Below are 20,094 nucleotides of genomic sequence, written 5' to 3'. Positions count from 1 at the left end.
GCAATGGGGGGCGTTCGGTCTCAGCCCTGGCAGTTGCCCCAGGACTTGCGGCCGCCCCAGGCCTGGACGCGGTTGCCGGGGTCGCGGGTCCAGCCCGCGTACCGCACGCACTTCCAGGCCCCGTCGATGTGGCCGGTCTCGGCGTAGTAGCGGTACTTCTGCACGTCCTCCGTCCGGCCGCCGCCCCGCACCTCGAGATAGGCGCCGGTGACCGTACGGGCGCCCAGGTACGCGGTCTTGATCGCGGCGACGCAGTTCTTGCCGCTGCGCTTGCTATACATCAGATACACGTGCCCGAACACGGCTCCGTCGCGGGTCTTCATCGCCCGGTGACCGTCCTTGACCCGGTGGAAGCCGTGGCCGCAGACGCGTTCGGGGGTGTAGGCGGCCGAGGCGGCGTACGCGGAGGAGGGGATGGCGGCGATCCCGGCGGCTACCAGGGCGGCCGCGATGACCGTTCGCGTGAGCACGAGTTTCCCTTCGGCAGGGGGTAATAGGGACACTGACGATCTTTACTGCCGCTTGACCGAAATTTCAAGAGGTGCTGGTAAATGCCGCTCATTGCGGTCTGTGCGGCGTGGGCCGTGTTCTGGGGGTCATGGTCGGCCCTGCTGCCCGCCATCAAGCTGGAGCTGGGCATCTCGACCGGAGATCTCGGGCTGGCGCTGAGCGCCGGACCCGTGGGGGCCCTTCCCGCGATGGCGCTGGCGGGGCGGCTCGCGCGGGGGCGCGAGCGGGCCGCCCTGATGGCGGCCACGGGGCTGTTCGCGGCCAGTGTCGCGGGCGTGGGGCTGGTCGCCACGCCCTGGCAGCTCGCGCTGGCGCTGCTGGTCGTGGGCGCCACCAGCGGCGCCCTCGACGTAACGCTGAACCTGGCCACCGGACGAGCCGAGCGCGAGACCGGCCGCAGGCTCTTCCAGCCGGTACACGCCGCCTTTCCCGTCACGGTCATCGCGGCGGCCCCGCTCACGGGGCTGGCGCGCTCGCTCGGACTCGACGTCGGTACGGTGCTCCTGGCGATCGCGCTGATCGTGCTCCTGGCGTGCCTGCCGTTGCTGGCGTTGCCCATGGGTCGAGGCCTGCCCGCCTCCTCCTCGGAGACCGACCGTCGGTCGCTCTGGGGAGCGGCGATCGTGCTCGGGGCGCTGGCCGCGTGCGTGCTGGTCATCGAGAACTCGGTCGAGCAGTGGTCGGTGCTGCTGCTGGAGGAGCAGCACGGCGCCGCGCCCCTGGTGTCCAGCGCCGCGCCCTCGGTCTACATGGCGGCGCTCACGGCCGGGCGGCTCGTCGTGCAGGCGCTGCCCCGGGTGCCGCTCAGGATGTTGTACCTGGTGGCGGGGCTGGGCGGGGGCGCGGGCATCGCCCTGGCCGGACTGGGCGGCAACGTGCTGAGCTCCATGGCCGGGTTCGCGGTGACCGGGTTGGCGCTCGGGCCGCTGGTGCCCGCCCTGCTCAGCCACGCGGCCGCCGGAGATCCGAGCGGGACGATGGTGTGGGGGGTGTCCACGATCTCGTACACGGGATTTGTCGTCAGCCCGCTGCTGGTGGCCGGGCTGAGCAACTGGCTGGGGCTGCCCGCCGCGCTGGCCGCGCTCGGCTTCCTGGGCCTGCCGCTGCTGGCCCGCGTCGCTCTGCGGCGGCCGTAATGGCCGGAATATGGTGGTCCTTTGGGGAAAAGGGACCCAGGAACCGGGTATCCCCCGGGCGGATGGACTTTGCAAAGGGGATCACCATGGCTGTCTGCGAGACCTGCGGCAACGACTATGACATGGCGTTCGAGGTGCACGCGCAGGGGGCGGTGCACACCTTCGACTGCTTCCAGTGCGCGATCGAGGCGATGGCGCCCATCTGCGAGCACTGCGGCACCAAGCTCATCGGGCATGGGGTGCAGTCGGGCGAACACTGGTACTGCTGCGCGCACTGCGCCCGCCAGGAGGGCAACAAGGGCATCGTCGACCGCGTCATGGCCGGCACCTCGGCCTAGCCCGCGTTTCCTGGGGCGCTGCCCAGCGCTGACCGACCCGTGCACGGGCCATCGGCCCCGGAGTTCGCTGCCGAGCGTGGCTGAGCGGTGCTTGGGCGCGTCGCCCCAGGCACCTGCCGCACACGGCGGATCGGCGCCGCGCCACGTGCCATGCCTGCCACGCTGCGCCGTGTCGCGCCGTGTCGCGCCGTGCTGCGTCATGCCGTTGGTTAGGCCGTGCCCTCGCCCAAGCACACCGCCATCGGGTCCCGCCGTCGAACGGCAGCTCGGCCTGCGGGCGCGGGCCCAACGACGGGCCCGCGCGCTGAGGGTCAGCCCGTGAAGCCGATGTCCTCGTAACGGATGTCGTAGAACCCGCGCGCCCCCACGTTGGCCAGCGTCTGCCTGGCCGCGACGTTCTGCGGTCGCTGGTAGAGCGGCAGCACGTTCACCTCCTGCCAGATCAGCTCGTCCGCCTCATTCGTCTGCGTACGAGCCCGCACCGGGTCCAAACTCTGGCCCGCCTCGCTCATGGCCTGGTCGATGGCCGCCGACCCGGTACGCCCGAAGTTCGCGTTCCACGTCTTGCCATCGGCCGAGTTCGCGTAGATCCCGTAACTGCTCGAAATCGGGAAGGGCGTACCGATGTAGGCGAAGGGCGTGATGTCGAAGTTCCCGGGGATCACGTACTTGGTGAAGAAGTCGTCGCTGGGCACGGCCTTGATGGTCAGTTTCACGCCGATCTGGGCGAGCATGGTCTGCGCCAGCTCCCCCTCCGACTTGCTGATCTGGACCCCGGACGGCACCACGAAGCGCAGGTCGAGGGGCTTGCCGTTCTTCTGCCTGACCGCGCCGCTCAGCTTCCACCCGGCCGCGTCCAGCATCTGCCGCGCGCGGTCGGGATTGTATACGCCGAGATTTCCGGCGTTGTCCTGGTAACCCTCCTGGGTGTTCATGAAGAAGTGGTTGTTCAGCAAGGCGATCGGCCAGTCGAGCCCCTGCAGGTCGGACTGCGCGATGGCCTGGCGGTTGATGCCCAGCTGGATGGCCTGCCGGACGTTCCGGTCCTTCAGCAGCTCGCTCGACCCGTTGAAGGTGAAATGCCGGAAATCGGGCCCGGCCGCCTGCCGTACCTGCGCTCCCGCCGTGGTCTTGGCGCGTGAATAGTCCGGAGCGGAGGGCCCGACGTCGATGATGTCCAGCTCGCCGTTGCTGAACGCGCCGATCAGCGAGTCCTGCTCCGACGACCGGTAGATGATCCGGTCGAGCTTGGCCCGGTTGCCCCACCACGCGTTGTCACGTACCACCGTGATCGTCTTCGCCGTCTGGTCGAACCCCCCGAACTTGAACGGCCCCGCCGTCACCGGGATCTTGTTCAGCCAGGCGTTGTTGAAGGTCGCGGGCGTCTTGTTGGTGGAGGCGGGCAGCAGCGGCCCGAACAGCGACTGCCAGTCCCCGAACGGCCTGGCGAACGTCACCACCACCTCGTAGTCGTCCTTGCCCCGCGCCACCTTCTCGATGTCCTGGTAGCCGGTGGACGAGGCGATGTGGAAGTCGGCGTTCTTCCCGTTCAGGGCCTGCCACTGCGCCTGGTAGTCGGCCCACGTGATGGGCTGCCCGGTGGACCACCTGGCCTTCGGGTTCAGCGTGTACGTGACCACCTGCTTGGGCCGCTGCGCCGTGACCTTGGCGTCGACCAGGTAGTTGCGGTCCGGCGAGATCTCCGCCTTCTCGTTGGACACGAACGGCGTGGGCAGCAGCGCGTTGCTGACCACGGCGGCCATGGCCAGGTTGCCGTCGACGTGGTTCCGGTTCCACTGCGAGGGGAACTCGTTGATGCCCCACCGCAGCGTCCCGCCGTCCTTGACCTTGTCGCGCGGCTGCGGATTGATGTCGAAGGCCTTGAGCGTCCGCTCATCCCCGGCACTGGCCCGGTCCTCCCGCCCGCCCCCCGAGCCGCCACCGCAGCCCGCCAGGCACAGCGAGCCCGCCACGGCGACGGCCACGACAAGACGTGATGCTTTCATCGAGCGAATTCCTCCTGGTCATGAGCGACGTCTATACGACCTCGCGCTTTTCGGCGTAATGGCAGGCCGCACCCTGGTCCTCGCCGACCGGCAGCACCTCGGGCTCGACGTCCACGCAGAGCCTGCGTTCCTCGTCGGTCAGCTCACCGCGGAACTTCGGGCACCTGGTGCGGAATCGGCAGCCCGACGGAGGGTGGGCCGGGCTGGGCAGATCGCCTTCGAGCAGGATCCGCTCCCGCGAGCGCTCGCGTACCGGATCGGGCAGCGGGATCGCCGACAGCAGAGCCTGCGTGTACGGATGCGCCGGACCGTCGAAAACGGCGTCCACCTGGCCGATCTCGGCGATCCTGCCCAGGTACATCACCGCGACTCGATCGGCGATGTAGCGCACCACGGCCAGGTCGTGCGCCACGAACAGGTAGGACAACCCGAGCCTGGCCTTCAGCGAGTCGAGCAGGTTGATCACCCCGGCCTGGATCGACACGTCCAGCGCGGAGACCGGCTCGTCCAGCACCAGCAGCCTGGGCTCCAGGGCGAGCGCCCGGGCGATGCCGATGCGCTGCCGTTGCCCGCCCGAGAAGTCCTGCGGGTAGCGGGCGGCGTGTGAGATGTCCAGCCCGACCAGGGTGAGCAACTCGCCGACCCGCCGCCCCGCAGGCTTCCCGTGGGTGCGCAGCGGCTCGGCCAGGATGTCGTGCACCGTCATGCGCGGGTCGAGCGAGGCCAGCGGGTCCTGGAAGACGACCTGCATGTCGCGCCTGATCTCCGTGCGCTCCCCGCGGCCGAGCCGCGCGGTGTCGTGCCCGAGCACGACGATGCGGCCCTCCTGCGGCGCGACCAGCTCCAGGATCTGCGTCAGCGTGGTCGTCTTGCCGCTGCCCGACTCGCCGACCAGCCCCAGCGTCTCGCCCTGGTGGATGTCGAAGCTGACCCCGGCCACCGCGTGCACCGTGCCGACCCTGCGCTTGAACACCGCCCCCTTGAGCAGCGGATAGTCCTTGACCAGGCCGCGCACGGCCAGCACCGTCCGCTCGCCGCGCACCCGCAGCCCGGACATGCCGTTCGGCGCCGCGGGCGGGACCTGTCCGTTCGGGTGCACCTCGTCCCAGCGGATGCACGCCGCCCCGTGACCAGGGCCCACCTCGAACAGCGGCGGCTCCCGCTCGTCGCACGCGTCGATCCGCATCGGGCAGCGTGGCGCGAAGGGGCATCCCGGCGGCAGCGCCGTGGGCGACGGCGGGGTGCCCTCGATCGGCGCCAGCGGCTGCCGGCCGTCCCGGTCCACGCGCGGGATCGAGCCGAGCAACCCCACCGTGTACGGCATCCGCGTCCGGTAGTAGATGTCGTCCACCTCGCCCACCTCGACGGGACGCCCGGCGTACATGACCAGCACCCGGTCCGCGAACCCGGCCACCACCCCGAGATCGTGCGTGATCATGATGATCGCGGCGCCGGTCTTCGCCTGGGCCCTCTTCAGCACCTCCAGCACCTGCGCCTGGATGGTGACGTCGAGCGCCGTGGTCGGCTCGTCGCAGATGATCACGTCGGGGTCGTTGGCGATGGCCATCGCGATCACCACGCGCTGCCGCATCCCGCCGGAGAACTCGTGCGGGAAGGCCAGCGCCCGCTCGGCCGGATGCGGGATGCCGACGAGCTCCAGCAACTCGATGGCCTTGACCAGGGCCGTCTCCTTGCTGACCCGCTGGTGCACGCGCACGGCCTCGGCGATCTGGTCGCCCACCCGGTAGACCGGGGTGAGCGCGGACAGCGGGTCCTGGAACACCATCGACATGGTCTTGCCGCGGAACGCGGTCAGCTCCCGCTCGGGGGCCCCGATCAGCTCCCGGCCGTGCAGGCGTACGGACCCGGTGACGCGCGCCTGCGGCGGCAGCAGCCCCATGACGGCCGCCGAGGTGACCGACTTGCCCGAGCCGGACTCGCCGACGATCCCGAGGACCTCGCCAGGTTGTACGACATAGCTCACCCCGCGTACGGCGTGCACGTCGCCGAACGACACGTTGAGCTCGCTGACCTCGAGAACCGGGCTCATCGCGACCTCTTGGCGGAGGGGTCGAACGCGTCCCGCAGCGCGTCGCCCATGAGGTTGACCGCGAGCACGGTCACTATCAGCAGCCCCGCCACGAACCAGAACGTCCACGGCGCGTAGACCGCGGTCCTGGACCCGTCGGCGATGAGCGTCCCGAACGACACGTCGGGCGGCTGGATGCCGAACCCGAAGTACGACAGCGAGGTCTCGGTGAGGATCGCGGCGCTGACGTTGAGCGTGGCGTCCACGATCAGCAGCGACGACAGGTTGGGGATCACGTGCCGGAAGATGATCCGTACCGGCGGCACGCCCATGTAGCGGGCGGCCTGGACGAACTCCCGCTCCTTCACCGAGATCGCCATCCCCCTGACGATCTTCGAGGTGACCATCCACAGGAACAGCGCCAGCATGATCACGAACAGCGGCCATTGCCCGGACCCGAACAGCGGCGACATGATCGCCAGGATGAGGAACCCGGGCAACACCAGCAGCAGGTCGGTCACCCAGCTCAGCGCCCGGTCGGTCCACCCCAGGAAGTAACCGCCGAACGCCCCGACCACGGCCGCCAGCGCCGTGGACACCAGCGCCGCGAGCAGCCCCACGACCAGCGACTTCTGCATCCCGCGCAACGTCACCGCGTAGACGTCGGACCCGGTTTGGAGCGTTCCGAACCAATGGTCGGCCGACGGCGGTTGCATGAACGCGGTGAAGTCCTTGTCGGTATAGGTCCACCTGCTGAACAGCGGACCCACGAAGGCCAGCAGGAACATCAGCGCCAGCACCGCGAACCCGATCTGCCCCTGCCTGGAGCGGAAGAAGCGCCCGGAGACCACCCGCACCCTGGACGGCGCCTTGGCCGGCACGCCGTCGGAGAGTTCCTCGGCCAGCTCCTCCTCGGAAAGCGTCATCACGCCCGCACCCTCGGGTCGAGCGCGGCGCGCAGCAGGTCGGAGGCCAGCGAGGCGCACAAGACGGCGACGGCCGCCAGGAAGGAGATGGCCGCGACGGTGTTGACGTCGTTGGTGAAGATGGAGTTGATCAGCTGCTCGCCCAGCCCGTGCCAGCCGAAGATCTTCTCCGTGAACGTGGCCCCCATCAGCAACGTCCCGAACGTGAACGCGAAGTAGGTCACCACCGGGATCAGCGCGGTCCGCAGCGCGTGCCGGATGAGCGCCTGCCGCCTGCTCAGTCCCTTGGCCAGCGCAGTGCGTACGAAGTCCGCGCCCAGCACGTCGAGCATCATGTTGCGCTGGTAGCGGCTGAAGACGGCGATGAGCCCCACGGACAACGAGACCGTCGGCAGGATCAGGTGCTGCAGCCGGTCGAGCACGTGCCCCCAGAACCCGGCGACGAGCCCGTCGCTGTATTCGCCGCTGACCAGGAACACCTGGTGGCCGAACAGATTGAAGTTGGCCCAGGCCGCGAGCAGGATCAGCATGTTGGCCAGCACGACCACCGGCACGGCGAGCACCAGGAAGGACCCGCCGGTCGAGAGCCGGTCGAACCAGCCGTACTGCTTGACCGCCGCGAACGCGCCGAGCAGCACGCCGAGCAGGCTCCCGCAGATCAGCCCGAGCACGACCAGCCGGAAGGTGACCCCCCCGCGCCGCTTGAGATCGTCGTTGACCGGGGCGCCCGCGACGGACTTGCCGAAGTCACCGTGCAGCACGTCGCCCGCCCAGGTGGCGTAGCGCTGCAGCAGCGGCGTCTTGTCGTTGAGGTTGAGCGCGGTGAGTTGCGCGTCGACGACGGCCGGCGGCGGCTTGGGGGTGCGGTCGGCGTAGTTGGAGCGGGGGTCGAGGGCCGTGGCCGCCAGCAGGTAGGCGAGGCTGGCGGCCACCACGACGAGCACGGCGTAGTTGAGCAGCCTGCGGGCCAGAAACCCCGCCATCGCTCCCCCTCCGACGCGCTACCTGCAGCGGGACGCTGAACATGCCCCCTTGTAGCCATAGTGCTACACCATGTGAGTGCCGTCGCGCACGGAACCTTCAAAGATGGTTCAACGGCCGGAGAGCTCGTCCACGGCGGTGCGCACGTCCTCGCTCGTGATCGTGGTCAGGTCGGCCGAGCTGGCGGAGCCGCCGCGCGAGGCGTGGGCGGCCAGTCGCACGTCGCGGCGCATCGCGGCACGCTCGAACAGCGACCTGGCGAACCTGCCGTTGCCGAGCCCGTCGATCAGCCGCTCCTCGCACACCCAGGCGAACACCTCGTCGAGGTTGCGCAGCGCCTCCTCGTCGAACGAGTCGCCCGACTTCTCCGCCAGCAGCACCGCGATCTCCGACAGCTCGCCGGGGGAGTAGCTGGGGAAGGCCACGCGCTGACTGAACCGGCTGGCCAGGCCGGGGTTGGTGGCCAGGAAGGTGTTCATCTCACGCTCGTAGCCCGCCAGCACGATGACGAGCCGGTCGCGGTCGTCCTCGGCGCGCTTGAGCAGGGTCTGCACGGCCTCCGCACCGAACGCGTCGCCGCCCTGGTAGCCGGGGTTGACCAGGCTGTAGGCCTCGTCGATGAACAACACCCCGCCCAGCGCCCGGTCGACCAGCTCGTTGGTCTTGATCGCGGTCGCGCCGAGGTGCTGGCCGACGAGGTCGGCCCGGTGCGCCTCGACCACGTCGGGCCTGGCCAGCAGGCCGAGCGCGGCGAAAATGCGGCCCAGGACCCTGGCGACGGTGGTCTTGCCGGTGCCGGGCGGCCCGACGAACACGAAGTGGCGCGTCTGCGCCGGCGTGGGCAGCCCGCGCTCCTGCCGCATCCGCGCCACCTGGAGCTGGGCCGCGATGGCGTGCACCTGCCGCTTGACCGGCGCCAGGCCCGCCATCCTGTCGAGGTCGGCCAGCGCCTCCTCCAGCGTGGGCGTGGCCACGTAGCCGCGGAAACGCGCGGTCAGCTCGTTGAACGCCTTGGTCACGTCGGGGGTCATGGTGGTCACCAGGTCCTGCGTGGTCGGGGTGCCGCCGGCGCCCACCACGCGTACGTCACGGGCCTGCGCGGCGGCCTCGACCAGGCTGCGCGCGAACCTGGCGTTGCCCAGCTCGTCGACCAGCCCGCGCCGGTGCACGTCCTCGAACAGGCCGAGCACCGCCCGCCTGGTCTCGGGGTCCATCGTGTCGCCCCGGCGCCGCTGGAGCAGCTCGGTGACCTCGACCAGCTCGGCGGGGGAGTAGCCGGGGAAACGCACTCTGGTGGCGAACCGGCTGGCCAGGCCCGGGTTGCTGGACAGGAACGAGCTCATCTCCTGCTCGTAGCCGGCCAGGATGATGATCAGCCGCTCGCGGTCGTCCTCGGCCCGCTTGAGCAGGGTCTGCACGGCCTCGGCGCCGAACCTGTCGGGCTGCCCGTCGGAGGAGTTGACCAGCCCGTACGCCTCGTCGATGAACAACACGCCGCCCAGCGCCCGGTCCACCAGCTCGTTGGTCTTGATCGCGGTCGCGCCCAGGAACTCGCCCACCAGGTCGGCCCGCTGCGCCTCGACCACGTAGGGGGTCTCCAGCAGGCCGAACGCGTAGAAGATCTTGGCGAGCGCGCGGGCCACGCTGGTCTTGCCGGTGCCGGGCGGGCCGGCGAAGACGAAGTGCCTGGTGGGGCGCCCGGTGGTGTAGCCGGCCTCGGCCCGGAGCCTGGAGGCCTCGATGGAGGCGGCGATCGAGCGTACCTGCTCCTTGACCGGCGCCAGGCCGATCATGCTCTCCAGCTCGCTGAGCGCGTCCTCCACGGAGATCTGCGGCGGCGCGCCCGACTTGTCATGCGGCGCCTCCGGCCTGCCCTCGCGCACCCTGACCCTGACCTGCTGTTCCTCGGCCGCGGCGGTCGCCGCCTTCGCTTTGCGGGCGAGCAGGAACCGGTAGACGAGCACGGCGGCCGCGGCGGCGCAGGCCGACCAGACGGCCACGTCGTCGGAGATGGGGGAGACGGCGGCGGCGAGCATGCCCGCGGGCGCGAGCGCCATCAGCGTGGTCACCCAGGGCACGACCCAGCGGATGAGGTGGGCGGCCGCGGCGACGGGCAGGGCGAGCGCGACCATCAGGTGCACGGAGCCGGCGCCTTCGGGGAACAGCCCGGAGAAGACCGGCAGGGCCAGCACGACCCACCCCGCGACCACCAGCGCGGTGGCGGCGGCGCGCGGGAAGCGCATGGTCAGCGCGATGAACGCGAGCACCAGGAGCACCAGGGGGAAGGTCTTGAGCAGATCCCACCCCAGCGCCGCGCCCACACCCATGGTGGCGATCAGCACGACGACGTAGAGCACCCGGCGCACGGCGGGGGGAATCTGGAAATAACGCAGCCGAACCTTTTCGAACAGATCCCGCGCCGCGGCCCGCCCCGCGGCCTGGGCCCTGTCGGACTCACGCATCACGCCTCCCCGGTCCGCCCCCGGTTATACCGCACCAGACCGACGGATGGGCGGTCCTGACACGCTAGGTGGAGGTCACGAAAACGGCTATCTGACGCCCGAGTTCCGCGCCCGCGTCCTCCTGGAGGAAGTGCCCCGCACCCTTGATGACGGGATGTCGCAGGCCGGACGTGCCCGCGATCGACTTGAGCAGAATCGGCGCCATGCCCCCGGTGATCGGATCGCCGTCGGAGAACGCCACCAGGAACGGCCTGTCGAGCGTGGTGAGAACCTGCCAGGCAGCGCGGTTGGCGGGCGCGGCGGGATCGTCGGGCGTGATGGGCACGAGGCTCGGCATGACGCGGGGGCCCGCTTTGTACGACTCGTCGGGGAACGGCGCGTCATAGGCCGCGCGCACCTGCTTCGGTAGCTCGGTCTTGCAGCCCGCCTGGACCAACCTGGCGATATCGAGCACCGGTGCGTTGAGCACCGCGGTCTTGAACCGATGCCACACATCGGGCATGGGAATGTCACCCGAGGGCAAGCCCGTGTTGGCGGCCACGATCCTGGCGACGCGCCCCGGGTGCTCGGCGGCGATGCGCAGCCCGATCAGCCCGCCCCAGTCCTGGCCGACGATGGTGACGCGGCTCAGGCCGAGCGCGTCGAGCAGCAGGGCCCGCGTCCACTCGACGTGCCTGGCGTAGGTGTGCTCGGCCTGGTCGACCGGCTTGTCCGAGCGGCCGAACCCCACCAGGTCGACCGCGATCGCGCGCAGCCCGGCCGCCGCCAGCTCGCGCATGACGTGCCGGTAGAGGAACGACCAGCTCGGCTCGCCGTGCAGCAGCACGACGGCCTGGCCGTCGGACGGTCCCGCCTCGACGTACGCCATGCGCAACCCGTCGGGCACGCCGGCGAAGCGGGGCTCGTAGGGGAAGTCGGGCAGGTCCGCGAAGCGATCTTCCGGGGTGCGCAAGGTCCGCATAGAACAACATTCTAGCTAGCGGCGCTGATGCCGCCCAGGGAATTCGCCGACGAGCACTTGCTTGGGGGTGACACGCAGGACGTCCGAGTCGGCCAGGGCGATCCCGCGCACCTCCACCCAGAACCGCCGTTGCAGCGGGTCCGTCGCGAACACCGCCACCCGGGGATCGGCCTCGATGGCATCCCAGGCCTCGGTCTCCGCTATCAGCCGCAACTCGCCGGAGGAGGTGACGGACGCGACCGCGCCGGCGACCCGGGGGCCGAGGTGATCGGCGTAGGACAGGACGATGCTGCGGGCGTACGAGAAGGTCTGGCGCACCTCCGTGTCCAGGGCGACGGACGGCGCGGCCCCCATGGGCAGGTCGCACATGATCAGAGAGGCCCGCCACGGGCCGGGACCGCCCCGCCACCAGGCGCGCAGCCCCCGCCCCGCGAACACGATCATCGCCGCGCCCAGCGACCCCAGCCCGACCCGCCACGCCCAGGCCGACCCGAGCACCCCGCCGGCCGCGCAGGCCACGGCGGACAGGACGACGAGCCCGGTAGCGGCCGGCAGCCACCTGTCGTCGCGGTGCCGGGCGCGCAGGTAGCCGCGCACCATCGGGTACGGCACCGCCACCGCCATCACGGCGGCCCTGGGCTCCACCGCGAGCGCCCCGCCCAGCAGCGGCACCAGCACCGACCAGGTCCTGCCGAGCACGACCCAGAGCGTCACGCCGGCGTTCCTCCTGGCGGTGCGCTCGCTCGCCTTCGCCGTCTCGGCCAGCGCCAGCAGGGGACGGCCCCGCCACGCCTCCGCCAGCGCGCGCACGCCCGCCAGCGCCGGCCAGCCCAGCACCACGATGCCCGCCAGTCCCGCCCACACCGGGTCGAACGCGGACGGCACCGCGGGCATCGCCCCCAGCAGCAGCCAGGCCGCGAACGCGAGCACCGACACCGCCGCCGACACGACGGCCGCGCCGAGCCAGGGGTCCCTGCAGAGCATCGCGGGCACGTACGACCAGAGGCCGACCCGCCGCGCCTGCCTGACCGTGAGCGGCGCCAGCAGGACGAGCACGGCGAAGCCGCCGAGCTGGGCCTGGGCGCCCCAGTCGAGGAAGAGCGCGCACACCGCGATCGCGATCGTGGCCGCGGCGACCAGGAGGCGGGCCTGGCGGGACCAGACCTCCAGCGCGCGCCTGGCCCGGCCCGTCTCGCGTGGGTCCACCGGCCAGGCCGGATCGTGGTGCGGGCGCGGCCGGTCCCAGCGCAGCAGGGCCAGGCCCAGGTTCACGTGGGCCTGCTGGTGCTCTGGGTCGGCGGCGAGCGCGGCCCGGTAGGACCGCTCGGCGCGGGCGTGGTCGCCGCGCAGCAGGGCCAGGTCGCCGAGCAGGACCTCCGGATCGGGCTCCTCCGGCGCGAACTTCCTGGCCGTCGCGGCGTGCTCGACCGCCTCCGGATAGCGCCCCGGCACCCGGCGCAGGACCGCCGCCAGGCGCAGGCGGGCTGACCAGGAGCCGCGGGCCAGCTCCGCCGCCCGCTCGGCCGCGCGCACCGCGTCGGCGTCGCGACCCAGCCGCTCGTGGGCCAGGCTGACGAGCCGGTACGGCCATTCCGCGCCCGGATCCAGGTCGGCGGCCCGGCGGGCGGCCTCCAGGGCGGACTCGGGGCGGCCCGCGTTCAGCCTGGTCACGGCCTCGGCGCACCAGTCACGTGAGGACCTGTCGGGAATGTTGCTATTTTTGCCACTTGGATCGGTCCCCACGTGACCCATGATCGGCTGACGGACGAATGTTGGATAGATACCGACATATGGCTGTATCTCTCTAGAGAGGTACGGGCCGCCGTGGATCAACCGATACCGCTATGACAAGTGCCTGGCATGGCCTAAGCTGCCACGCAAGCCGGAGCGCAGGAGCTCGGGAGGAGCGAGCGTCGAGCCCTCGGTTCGCCTGCGGCCGACCAACAGCACGTGCGGGCCCTGTGAAACGGATCGGCCTGCAAGGAGGCCCATGACCGTCACACAGGCCGCACCCCTCGTACGGACTGCCGATCGGGAGCACCGGGACCACCGCTGGTCCATCCTCGTGCTGCTCTGCCTGAGCCTGCTGCTGATCACGGTCGACGCCACTGTCCTGCACATCGCGGTGCCCGCGCTTACGGCCGCGCTCGAACCCTCCGCGGTGCAACTGCTGTGGATCATCGACATCTACTCGCTGGTGGTCGCGCCGCTGCTGATCATGTTCGGCACGCTCGGCGACAGGTACGGTCGTAAACGGCTGGTCCTGTGCGGCTTCGTGCTGTTCGGGGTGGCCTCGGCGGGCGCCGCGTTCGCCCCGACCCCGCTGACCCTGATCCTGGCCAGGGCGCTGCTCGGCGTCGGCGGCGCGATGATCATGCCGGCCACGCTCTCCTTGATCCGCCAGGTGTTCACCGACAGGCGCGAGCGGGCCGTCGCGCTGGGCGTCTGGAGCGCGGTCGCGGCGGCCGGGGCGGCCGTCGGGCCGCTCATCGGCGGCGTGCTCGTCGGCATCTGGTGGGGCGCGGTCTTCCTGATCAACGTGCCGATCCTGCTGGTGCTGCTGCCCGCCGCCGTCCGGCTGCTGCCGGAGTCGCGCGAGCGCAAGGGGCAGCGGTGGGACGCCACGAGCGCGGTGTTGTCCGTGCTCGGCATCCTGGCGCTGGCCTTCGGGCTGAAGGAGGCGGGCTCGGGCAGCCTGATGCCGCTGTGGGCGTCGGCGCTGGTCTTCCTGGCCGGGCTGGGGCTGCTGGTGGTGTTCGTCCAGCGGCAGACGCGGCTGCGCACGCCGCTGCTGGAGGTCGGGCTGTTCCGGCGGCGCGAGTTCGCCACCGGGGTCGCGGGCGTGCTGCTCGGCGTGTTCGCGCTGGTGGGCCTGCAGCTCATGCTCGCCCAATACCTGCAGCTCGTGCTCGGCGACAGCCCGCTGCGCGCTGCGATCAGGATGTTGCCGCTGGTGATCTCGGCCATCTCGGGTGGGCTGGCCGCCGCCCACATCCTGCCGAGGGTCGGCATGCGGGCCACGATGAGCGGCGGGCTCGGGCTCGTCGCGCTCGCCCTCACCCCCACCCTGACCTGGGGCGTCGAAGGTCATCCGGTGATGCTGGCGATGTGCTTCGTGGGCATCGGGTTCGGGGTGCAGGTGGCGCTGCTCGCCGCCTCCGACACGATCATGGCGTCCGCGTCGGAGGGGCAGGCGGGCGGGGCCGCGGCCATCGAGGAGACCGCGTACGAGCTGGGGGCGGGCCTGGGCGTGGCCGTGCTCGGCACCATCACCGCGATCGTGTACGCCCCGGGCCTGCCCTCCGTACCGGGAGTGTCCGCGGGTGGCATGGACGAGGCCAGGCAGTCGCTCGCCTCCGCCGCGCACGTGGCGGACGAGGTCGGCGGCAGCGCCGGCGGCGCGTTGCTCGACGCCGCGCGTTGGGCCTTCGTCAACGCCCTGCACACGACCGTGGTCGTCAGCGTCGTCCTGCTCAGCCTGACCGCCGTAGCGGTGGCCATGCTGCTCAGCCGTGATTGAGGTGTGCCATGTCCCGTTCAGGGCAGACAACTACCGTGAAACAGGTCCTTCGTGATCTTGCTGCTTTAGTCGCCCGCGTAGGCGTGGGCGGTATTTTCTTCGCCAACGGCTGGACCAAGCTGGAAGACGGGCTGAAAGTCACCGGGGCGAAGTTCTTCGAGCAGGGTGCCCCCGCACCCGGCGCCTGGGCCACGGTCACCATGCTCGCCGAGCTCATCGGCGGCGCGCTGCTGATCGCCGGGCTGGCGGTCTCCGCCACCGGCCTGATCCTCTTCGCCGAGGCGCTCGCGGTCTTCCTGGTGGCCCCGCCGCTCAATCCGATCAGCATGAACGAGCTGATCCTCCTCGGAGCGGCCTCGCTCCTGCTCGCCGTGGTGGGCGCGGGGCGGGTGTCGGTGGACCACATGGTCGTGATCCGGCGGAGGGAGTCGGCGGCGGCCGACGAGTTCGCCGCCGATACCGAGGCCGACCAGGTGATCGCGTCATTGCGCGATCCGGACAAGCCCGCCGCCCCGGCCGCGGAGGAGCCGCCGGCCTCGGCGACCGAGGACACGGCTCCGCGCCAGCGGCCACGCGCGCAGGGCGGCGAGTCCGGCCGCGCCGAGGACCCCGCCTCCGCTCCTGGCGACACGCTGGTGGCGGGCCGCAAGAAACCCCCGGCCCGCGGCCGCCGCCCCAGCACCGACTGACCCGCCCGCCGGGCTGGCTATCCTGGCGGCACAGCGGAGCAGGGGGGCGCGGATGGCGGCCAGGGCGGGCAGGTTGCGCGCGACGGTGCGTGACGTCGCGGCGGAGACCGGCCTGTCCATCGCCACCGTCTCGCGCGTGCTCAACGGGCAGTCCAACGTCGCCCCGCACACCCGCGAGCTGGTGCTGCGGGCGGTCGGCAGGCTCGGCGACCAGGCGCCGCGGCCGCGCACGCCGCACGAGGGCGGTGCCGTCTACGTGCGCTGCCCGTATGTGCTGACGGACTATTTCGGGCTCATCGTCTCCTCGGTGGGGGAGACCGTCGAGCTGCACGGCAGGCAGATGATCCTCGGCGCGGGGGAGGCGGCCCAGCACTCCGCGGTGTTGCCCGGCCTGCCCGACCGTCCCGAGGTCGCGGGCGCGATCCTGATCCTGCCTCCAGAGCCGGGAGACGAGCTCGTACGCCTGCGCGACCGCCGCTTCCCCTTCGTGGTGATCGACCCGAGGACCCCGCCGCCCAAGGACATCGCGGCGGTGTCGGCCGCTCACTTCGCCGGCGGCCGCAAGCTGATGGCGCACGTGGTGGAGCTCGGCCACCGCCGGGTCGGGATCATCGGCGGCCCGGTGAAGTGGCTGCCGAGCGAGGCCAGGCTGGCCGGGTACACGGCCTCGCTGGCGGACGCGGGCGTCCTGCCCGTGCCCGAGCTGCTGCGCAACGTGCCGGAGCCGAGCATCGAGCACGGCTACCGCGCGGCCTGCGAGCTGCTGGACCTGCCCGAGCGGCCGACGGCGCTGGTGGCGTTCAACGACAAGATGGCGGTGGGGGCGCTCTGGGCGGCGGCCGAGCGCGGGCTGAGCGTTCCCGGCGACCTGTCGGTGGCGGGGTTCGACGACATCGACGTCAGCAGGGCGACCTCGCCGGCCCTCACCACCGTGCGCCAGCCGCTGCAGGAGATGGGCCGGATGGCGGTCACGCTGCTGATGCGGCTGCTCAGCAGGCACACCCTGGAGGCGCTGCACGTCTCGCTGGGCACCGAGCTGATCGTCCGCGGCTCCACCGGACCCGCCCCGCGCTGAACGTTTCATTTGTTTCAGCGCTTGACGGCTCCCCTGACTCGTGTTGTCCTGCTGGGGCAAAGAAAAGTTTCTTTTCTGTTTCATTTGTTACACGGGCATCACCCCCGCCCCGAAAGGACCCCAGCCGTGTCCAGAATCCTTCTCGCGCTCGCCTGCGCCGCCGCATTGTGGCTGGCCGGGCCCGTACCGGCGTTCGCCGCCAACGAGCCCGTGAACGTCTGGCTCACCACCACCTCCGACTCGGGAGGCAGGACCGTCACTCGCGGCCTCGCCCAGCAGGCGCCGATCGCCTTCGGCCCCGCGGGCGGCACCGCCAACCACACGATCACCGTCAACGAGGGCACCACGTACCAGCAGTTCGAGGGCGGGGGCGCGTCGATCACCGACACGACCGCGTACCTGCTGCGCGGCGGTCCGGTCAGCGCGGCCACGCGGGACGCGGCGATGCGCAAGCTGTTCTCGCCGACGGACGGGATCGGGTTGTCGTTCGTCCGCAACCCGATCGGCGCCTCCGACCTGTCGCGCCCCGGCATGGTCTCGCTCGACGACACCTGCTGCGACCTGAACGACTTCGGCGCCAACGGCTACGACACCGACGTCCGCCTCCTGACCGCGCAGGCCAAGCAGCTCAACCCGGCGCTGCGGGTCAAGGGCGTGCCGTGGAGCGCCCCCGGCTGGATGAAGGACAACGGCCGGATGGACCAGATGGGCTGGCTGAAGTCGCAGTACTACGGCCTGTACGCCCAGTATCTGGTCAAGTACGTCCAGAGCTACCAGGCCGCCGGCGTCCCGGTGAACTACATCTCGGTCCAGAACGAGCCCAACTGCTGCCAGGCGGGCAACCCCACCGCCATGAATTACCCCGGCATGTCCTGGAACGCCTCGGGCCTGATCGAGCTGACCAAGAACTTCGTCTACCCGGCCTTCCGCGCCGCCGGGATCACCACGAAGGTGCTCGTACACGACTGGAACTACGGCGACTACGGCCAGATCGGCAGCCCCATCCTGGCCGACTCGGCGCTGCGCAACGACCCGCTGTTCGGCGGCATCGCCTGGCACGGCTACTTCGGTGACCCGGCGGTCGGCACGCAGGTGCACAACCAGTATCCGTCGGTACGGCAGTTCAGCACCGAGCACTCGGGCGGCACCTGGATCGGCAACCAGCACAACGAGGACATGGCCGACATCGTCACCTACGCCCGCAACTGGAGCGGCAGCCTGGTCAAGTGGAGCCTGGCGCTCAACCAGTTCATGGGCCCGCACAACGGCGGCTGCGACGTCTGCACGGGCCTGATCACCGTCCAGGAGGGCGGCGCCCGCGCGGGCCAGATCGACTACACGATCGAGTACTACACGACCGGCCACCTCACCAAGTTCGTCAAGCCGGGGGCGTACCGGATCGACTCGACCGCCAACGGCACGATCCAGAACGTCGCCTGGCGCAACCCCGACGGCTCCAAGGCGCTGATCGCCCACAACGGCGGCACCTCGGCCCAGTCCGTCAGGGTCAACTGGGGCAACCAGTCCTTCGTGTACTCGCTGCCCGCCCGCACCACCGCCACGTTCACCTGGTCGGGCACGCCCGGCTCAGGCGGCGGCACGCAGGGCACGATCACGGGGCTGGCGGGCAAGTGCGTGGACGTGGCCGGCGGCAGCGGCGCCGACGGCGCCGCCGTACAGCTCTACACCTGCAACGGCACCGCCGCCCAGCAGTGGACCCGCCCGGGCGACGGCACGCTGCGCGCGCTCGGCAAGTGTCTCGACGTGGTCGATCGCGGCACCGCCGACGGCAGCCGGCTCCAGTTGTGGTCGTGTACGGGCGCCGCCAACCAGCAGTGGACCTACACCGCCAGCCGGGACCTGGTGAACCCCGCCGCGAACAAGTGCGCCGACGTCACCGGCAACACCAGCGCCGACGGCACCCGCCTGCAGATCTGGACCTGCACGGGCGCCGCCAACCAGAAGTGGACGCTGAACTGATGTGAGCAGGTCGCCCGGCTCACATGCCCGCCGTCAGCCGGGCGACCACCCGCATCTTGTTCATCGCGTCCAGCGCCGCCACCTTGTACGACTCCGCCAGCGTCGGATAGTTGAACACGGCGTTGACCAGGTAGTCGATCGTGCCGCCGCAGCCCATGACCGTCTGCCCGATGTGCACCAGCTCCGTCGCCCCCGTGCCGAACACGTGCACGCCCAGCAGCCGCCGGTCCTCGGAGGAGACGAGCAGCTTGAGCATCCCGTACGAGTCGCCGATGATCTGCCCTCTGGCCAGCTCCCGGTACCGCGAGATGCCCACCTCGAACGGCACCTTCTCCCTGGTCAGCTCGTCCTCCGACTTCCCGACGAAGCTGATCTCGGGAATGGTGTAGATGCCGATGGGCGGCAGCTCGCGCGCGTCCTCGACCGGCTCGCCGCACGCGTGCTGGGCGGCCAGGCGGCCCTGCTCCATGGAGGTGGCCGCCAGCGCGGGGAAGCCGATCACGTCGCCGACGGCGTAGATGTGCGGCACGGACGTGGCGTAGTTCGCGTCCACGGCGATCCTGCCCCGGTCGTCGGCGGCCAGGCCGGCGGCCTCCAGGCACAGCTCGGTCGTCTTGCCCTGCCGCCCGGCCGAGTACATGACGCAGTCGGCGGGGATCTTCTTGCCGCTTTCGAGCAGGGTCAACGCACCGCCGGGGCGGCGCTCGACGGCCGCCACGTTCTCGCCGAACCTGAAGGTCACCGCCAGGTCGCGCAGGTGGTATTTCAGCGCCTCCACGATCTCCAGGTCGCAGAACTCCAGCATGCGCTCGCGCCGCTCCACCACGGTCACCTTGGTGCCGAGGGCGGCGAACATGGAGGCGTACTCGATGCCGATGACCCCGGCGCCCACCACGACCAGGGTCTCGGGGACGCGGTCGAGGTGCAGGATGGCGTCGGAGTCGATGACCGTCCTGTCGTCGAACTCGACGCTGTCGGGACGGGCGGGCGAGGTGCCCGTGGCGATCACGATCTTCTCCGCGCTGACCTTCGTCTCTTCGGTCTTCCCCTCGTCACTGGTGATCCCGATCGTGTGCGGGTCCAGGAACCGTCCCGTGCCGTGGAGCACGGTCACGTGGTTGCGGCCGAGCTGACTGCGGATCACCTGGATCTCGCGGCCGATCACGTGCTGGGTGCGCATCCCGAGGTCGCCGACCGTGATCTCGTCCTTGACGCGGTAGCTGGCGCCGTACAGGTCCCGCTGGTTGAGCCCCGTGAGGTAGAGCACGGCCTCCCGTAAGGTCTTGGACGGGATCGTGCCCGTGTTGATGCACACGCCGCCGATCATGTGCCGCTTCTCGACTATCGCGACCCGCTTGCCGAGTTTCGCGGCCGCGATCGCGGCCTTCTGCCCACCTGGTCCGGAACCCAGGACCACAACATCAAAGTCCGCCACACCGTCCAGTCTGCGGGTGGCGTGTTAACGGCGAAAGACCTCTCTG

General features: G+C 70.8%; 15 protein-coding genes. 6 read left to right on the top strand and 9 right to left on the bottom strand.

Going from position 1 to position 20,094, the window contains the following annotated elements; genetic code table 11:
* Window positions 1-20: 20 nt before the first annotated feature.
* Window positions 21-470: a hypothetical protein gene (locus tag ACFLIM_RS22460; RefSeq protein ID WP_393168390.1), complete on the bottom strand. Its 450-nt coding sequence runs from the start codon at window positions 468-470 to the stop codon at window positions 21-23.
* An 81-nt stretch (window positions 471-551) separates the two neighbouring features.
* Here ACFLIM_RS22460 and ACFLIM_RS22455 point away from each other — a divergent pair, with 81 nt between their 5' ends.
* Together ACFLIM_RS22455 and ACFLIM_RS22450 are read left to right on the top strand one after the other, a co-directional pair.
* Window positions 552-1,646 carry an MFS transporter gene (locus tag ACFLIM_RS22455; RefSeq protein ID WP_393168388.1) on the top strand — a complete coding sequence of 365 codons (1,095 nt, stop codon included), beginning with the start codon at window positions 552-554 and terminating at the stop codon, window positions 1,644-1,646.
* 86 nt (window positions 1,647-1,732) lie between these two features.
* Window positions 1,733-1,984 carry a hypothetical protein gene (locus tag ACFLIM_RS22450; protein WP_393168386.1) on the top strand — a complete coding sequence of 84 codons (252 nt, stop codon included), beginning with the start codon at window positions 1,733-1,735 and terminating at the stop codon, window positions 1,982-1,984.
* Window positions 1,985-2,295: 311 nt separating this feature from the next.
* Here the strand turns inward: ACFLIM_RS22450 and ACFLIM_RS22445 are convergent, their stop codons facing one another.
* The 7 genes from ACFLIM_RS22445 to ACFLIM_RS22415 all read right to left on the bottom strand — a co-directional run bounded on the left by ACFLIM_RS22445 (window position 2,296) and on the right by ACFLIM_RS22415 (window position 13,020).
* The gene (locus ACFLIM_RS22445) at window positions 2,296-3,990 is read right to left on the bottom strand and encodes an ABC transporter family substrate-binding protein (RefSeq protein ID WP_393168384.1); all 1,695 of its coding nucleotides are present in this window, start codon (window positions 3,988-3,990) and stop codon (window positions 2,296-2,298) included.
* 31 nt (window positions 3,991-4,021) lie between these two features.
* On the bottom strand, window positions 4,022-6,040 hold the full coding sequence (locus ACFLIM_RS22440; protein WP_393168382.1) for a dipeptide ABC transporter ATP-binding protein: 2,019 nt from the start codon (window positions 6,038-6,040) through the stop codon (window positions 4,022-4,024).
* Window positions 6,037-6,945, bottom strand: a complete 909-nt coding sequence (locus ACFLIM_RS22435) for an ABC transporter permease (RefSeq protein WP_393168655.1) — start codon at window positions 6,943-6,945, stop codon at window positions 6,037-6,039. Before ACFLIM_RS22435 ends, ACFLIM_RS22440 begins: the two co-directional genes overlap by 4 nt.
* The gene (locus tag ACFLIM_RS22430; RefSeq protein WP_393168380.1) at window positions 6,945-7,928 is read right to left on the bottom strand and encodes an ABC transporter permease; all 984 of its coding nucleotides are present in this window, start codon (window positions 7,926-7,928) and stop codon (window positions 6,945-6,947) included. Before ACFLIM_RS22430 ends, ACFLIM_RS22435 begins: the two co-directional genes overlap by 1 nt.
* A gap of 108 nt (window positions 7,929-8,036) precedes the next feature.
* Window positions 8,037-10,388: an AAA family ATPase gene (locus tag ACFLIM_RS22425; protein ID WP_393168378.1), complete on the bottom strand. Its 2,352-nt coding sequence runs from the start codon at window positions 10,386-10,388 to the stop codon at window positions 8,037-8,039.
* 64 nt (window positions 10,389-10,452) lie between these two features.
* Window positions 10,453-11,349, bottom strand: a complete 897-nt coding sequence (locus tag ACFLIM_RS22420) for a haloalkane dehalogenase (RefSeq protein WP_393168376.1) — start codon at window positions 11,347-11,349, stop codon at window positions 10,453-10,455.
* Between the two features lie 15 nt (window positions 11,350-11,364).
* On the bottom strand, window positions 11,365-13,020 hold the full coding sequence (locus tag ACFLIM_RS22415) for a tetratricopeptide repeat protein (protein ID WP_393168374.1): 1,656 nt from the start codon (window positions 13,018-13,020) through the stop codon (window positions 11,365-11,367).
* Window positions 13,021-13,339: 319 nt separating this feature from the next.
* On the opposite strand from ACFLIM_RS22415, the gene ACFLIM_RS22410 reads away from it, so the two are divergent.
* From ACFLIM_RS22410 to ACFLIM_RS22395, 4 genes are all read left to right on the top strand, one after another.
* The gene (locus ACFLIM_RS22410) at window positions 13,340-14,869 is read left to right on the top strand and encodes an MFS transporter (protein WP_393168372.1); all 1,530 of its coding nucleotides are present in this window, start codon (window positions 13,340-13,342) and stop codon (window positions 14,867-14,869) included.
* An 8-nt stretch (window positions 14,870-14,877) separates the two neighbouring features.
* Entirely contained in the window at window positions 14,878-15,558 is a 681-nt protein-coding gene (locus tag ACFLIM_RS22405; protein WP_393168371.1) for a DoxX family protein, read from the top strand.
* A 52-nt stretch (window positions 15,559-15,610) separates the two neighbouring features.
* Window positions 15,611-16,633, top strand: coding sequence for a LacI family DNA-binding transcriptional regulator (locus ACFLIM_RS22400; protein WP_393168369.1), 1,023 nt, complete (start codon window positions 15,611-15,613; stop codon window positions 16,631-16,633).
* Window positions 16,634-16,759: 126 nt separating this feature from the next.
* Window positions 16,760-18,613 (top strand): ricin-type beta-trefoil lectin domain protein, encoded by a 1,854-nt coding sequence (locus tag ACFLIM_RS22395; RefSeq protein ID WP_393168367.1) that lies wholly within the window; start codon window positions 16,760-16,762, stop codon window positions 18,611-18,613.
* A gap of 19 nt (window positions 18,614-18,632) precedes the next feature.
* Here ACFLIM_RS22395 and sthA read toward each other — a convergent pair whose 3' ends face one another.
* Window positions 18,633-20,048 (bottom strand): Si-specific NAD(P)(+) transhydrogenase, encoded by a 1,416-nt coding sequence (gene sthA, locus ACFLIM_RS22390; RefSeq protein WP_393168365.1) that lies wholly within the window; start codon window positions 20,046-20,048, stop codon window positions 18,633-18,635.
* Window positions 20,049-20,094 lie beyond the last annotated feature (46 nt).

Source organism: Nonomuraea marmarensis (genome assembly GCF_043197025.1).
Classification (GTDB): Bacteria; Actinomycetota; Actinomycetes; order Streptosporangiales; family Streptosporangiaceae; genus Nonomuraea; species Nonomuraea marmarensis.
Note: the sequence above shows the minus strand (reverse complement) of the source record. Positions and strands in the feature narration are given on the sequence as shown.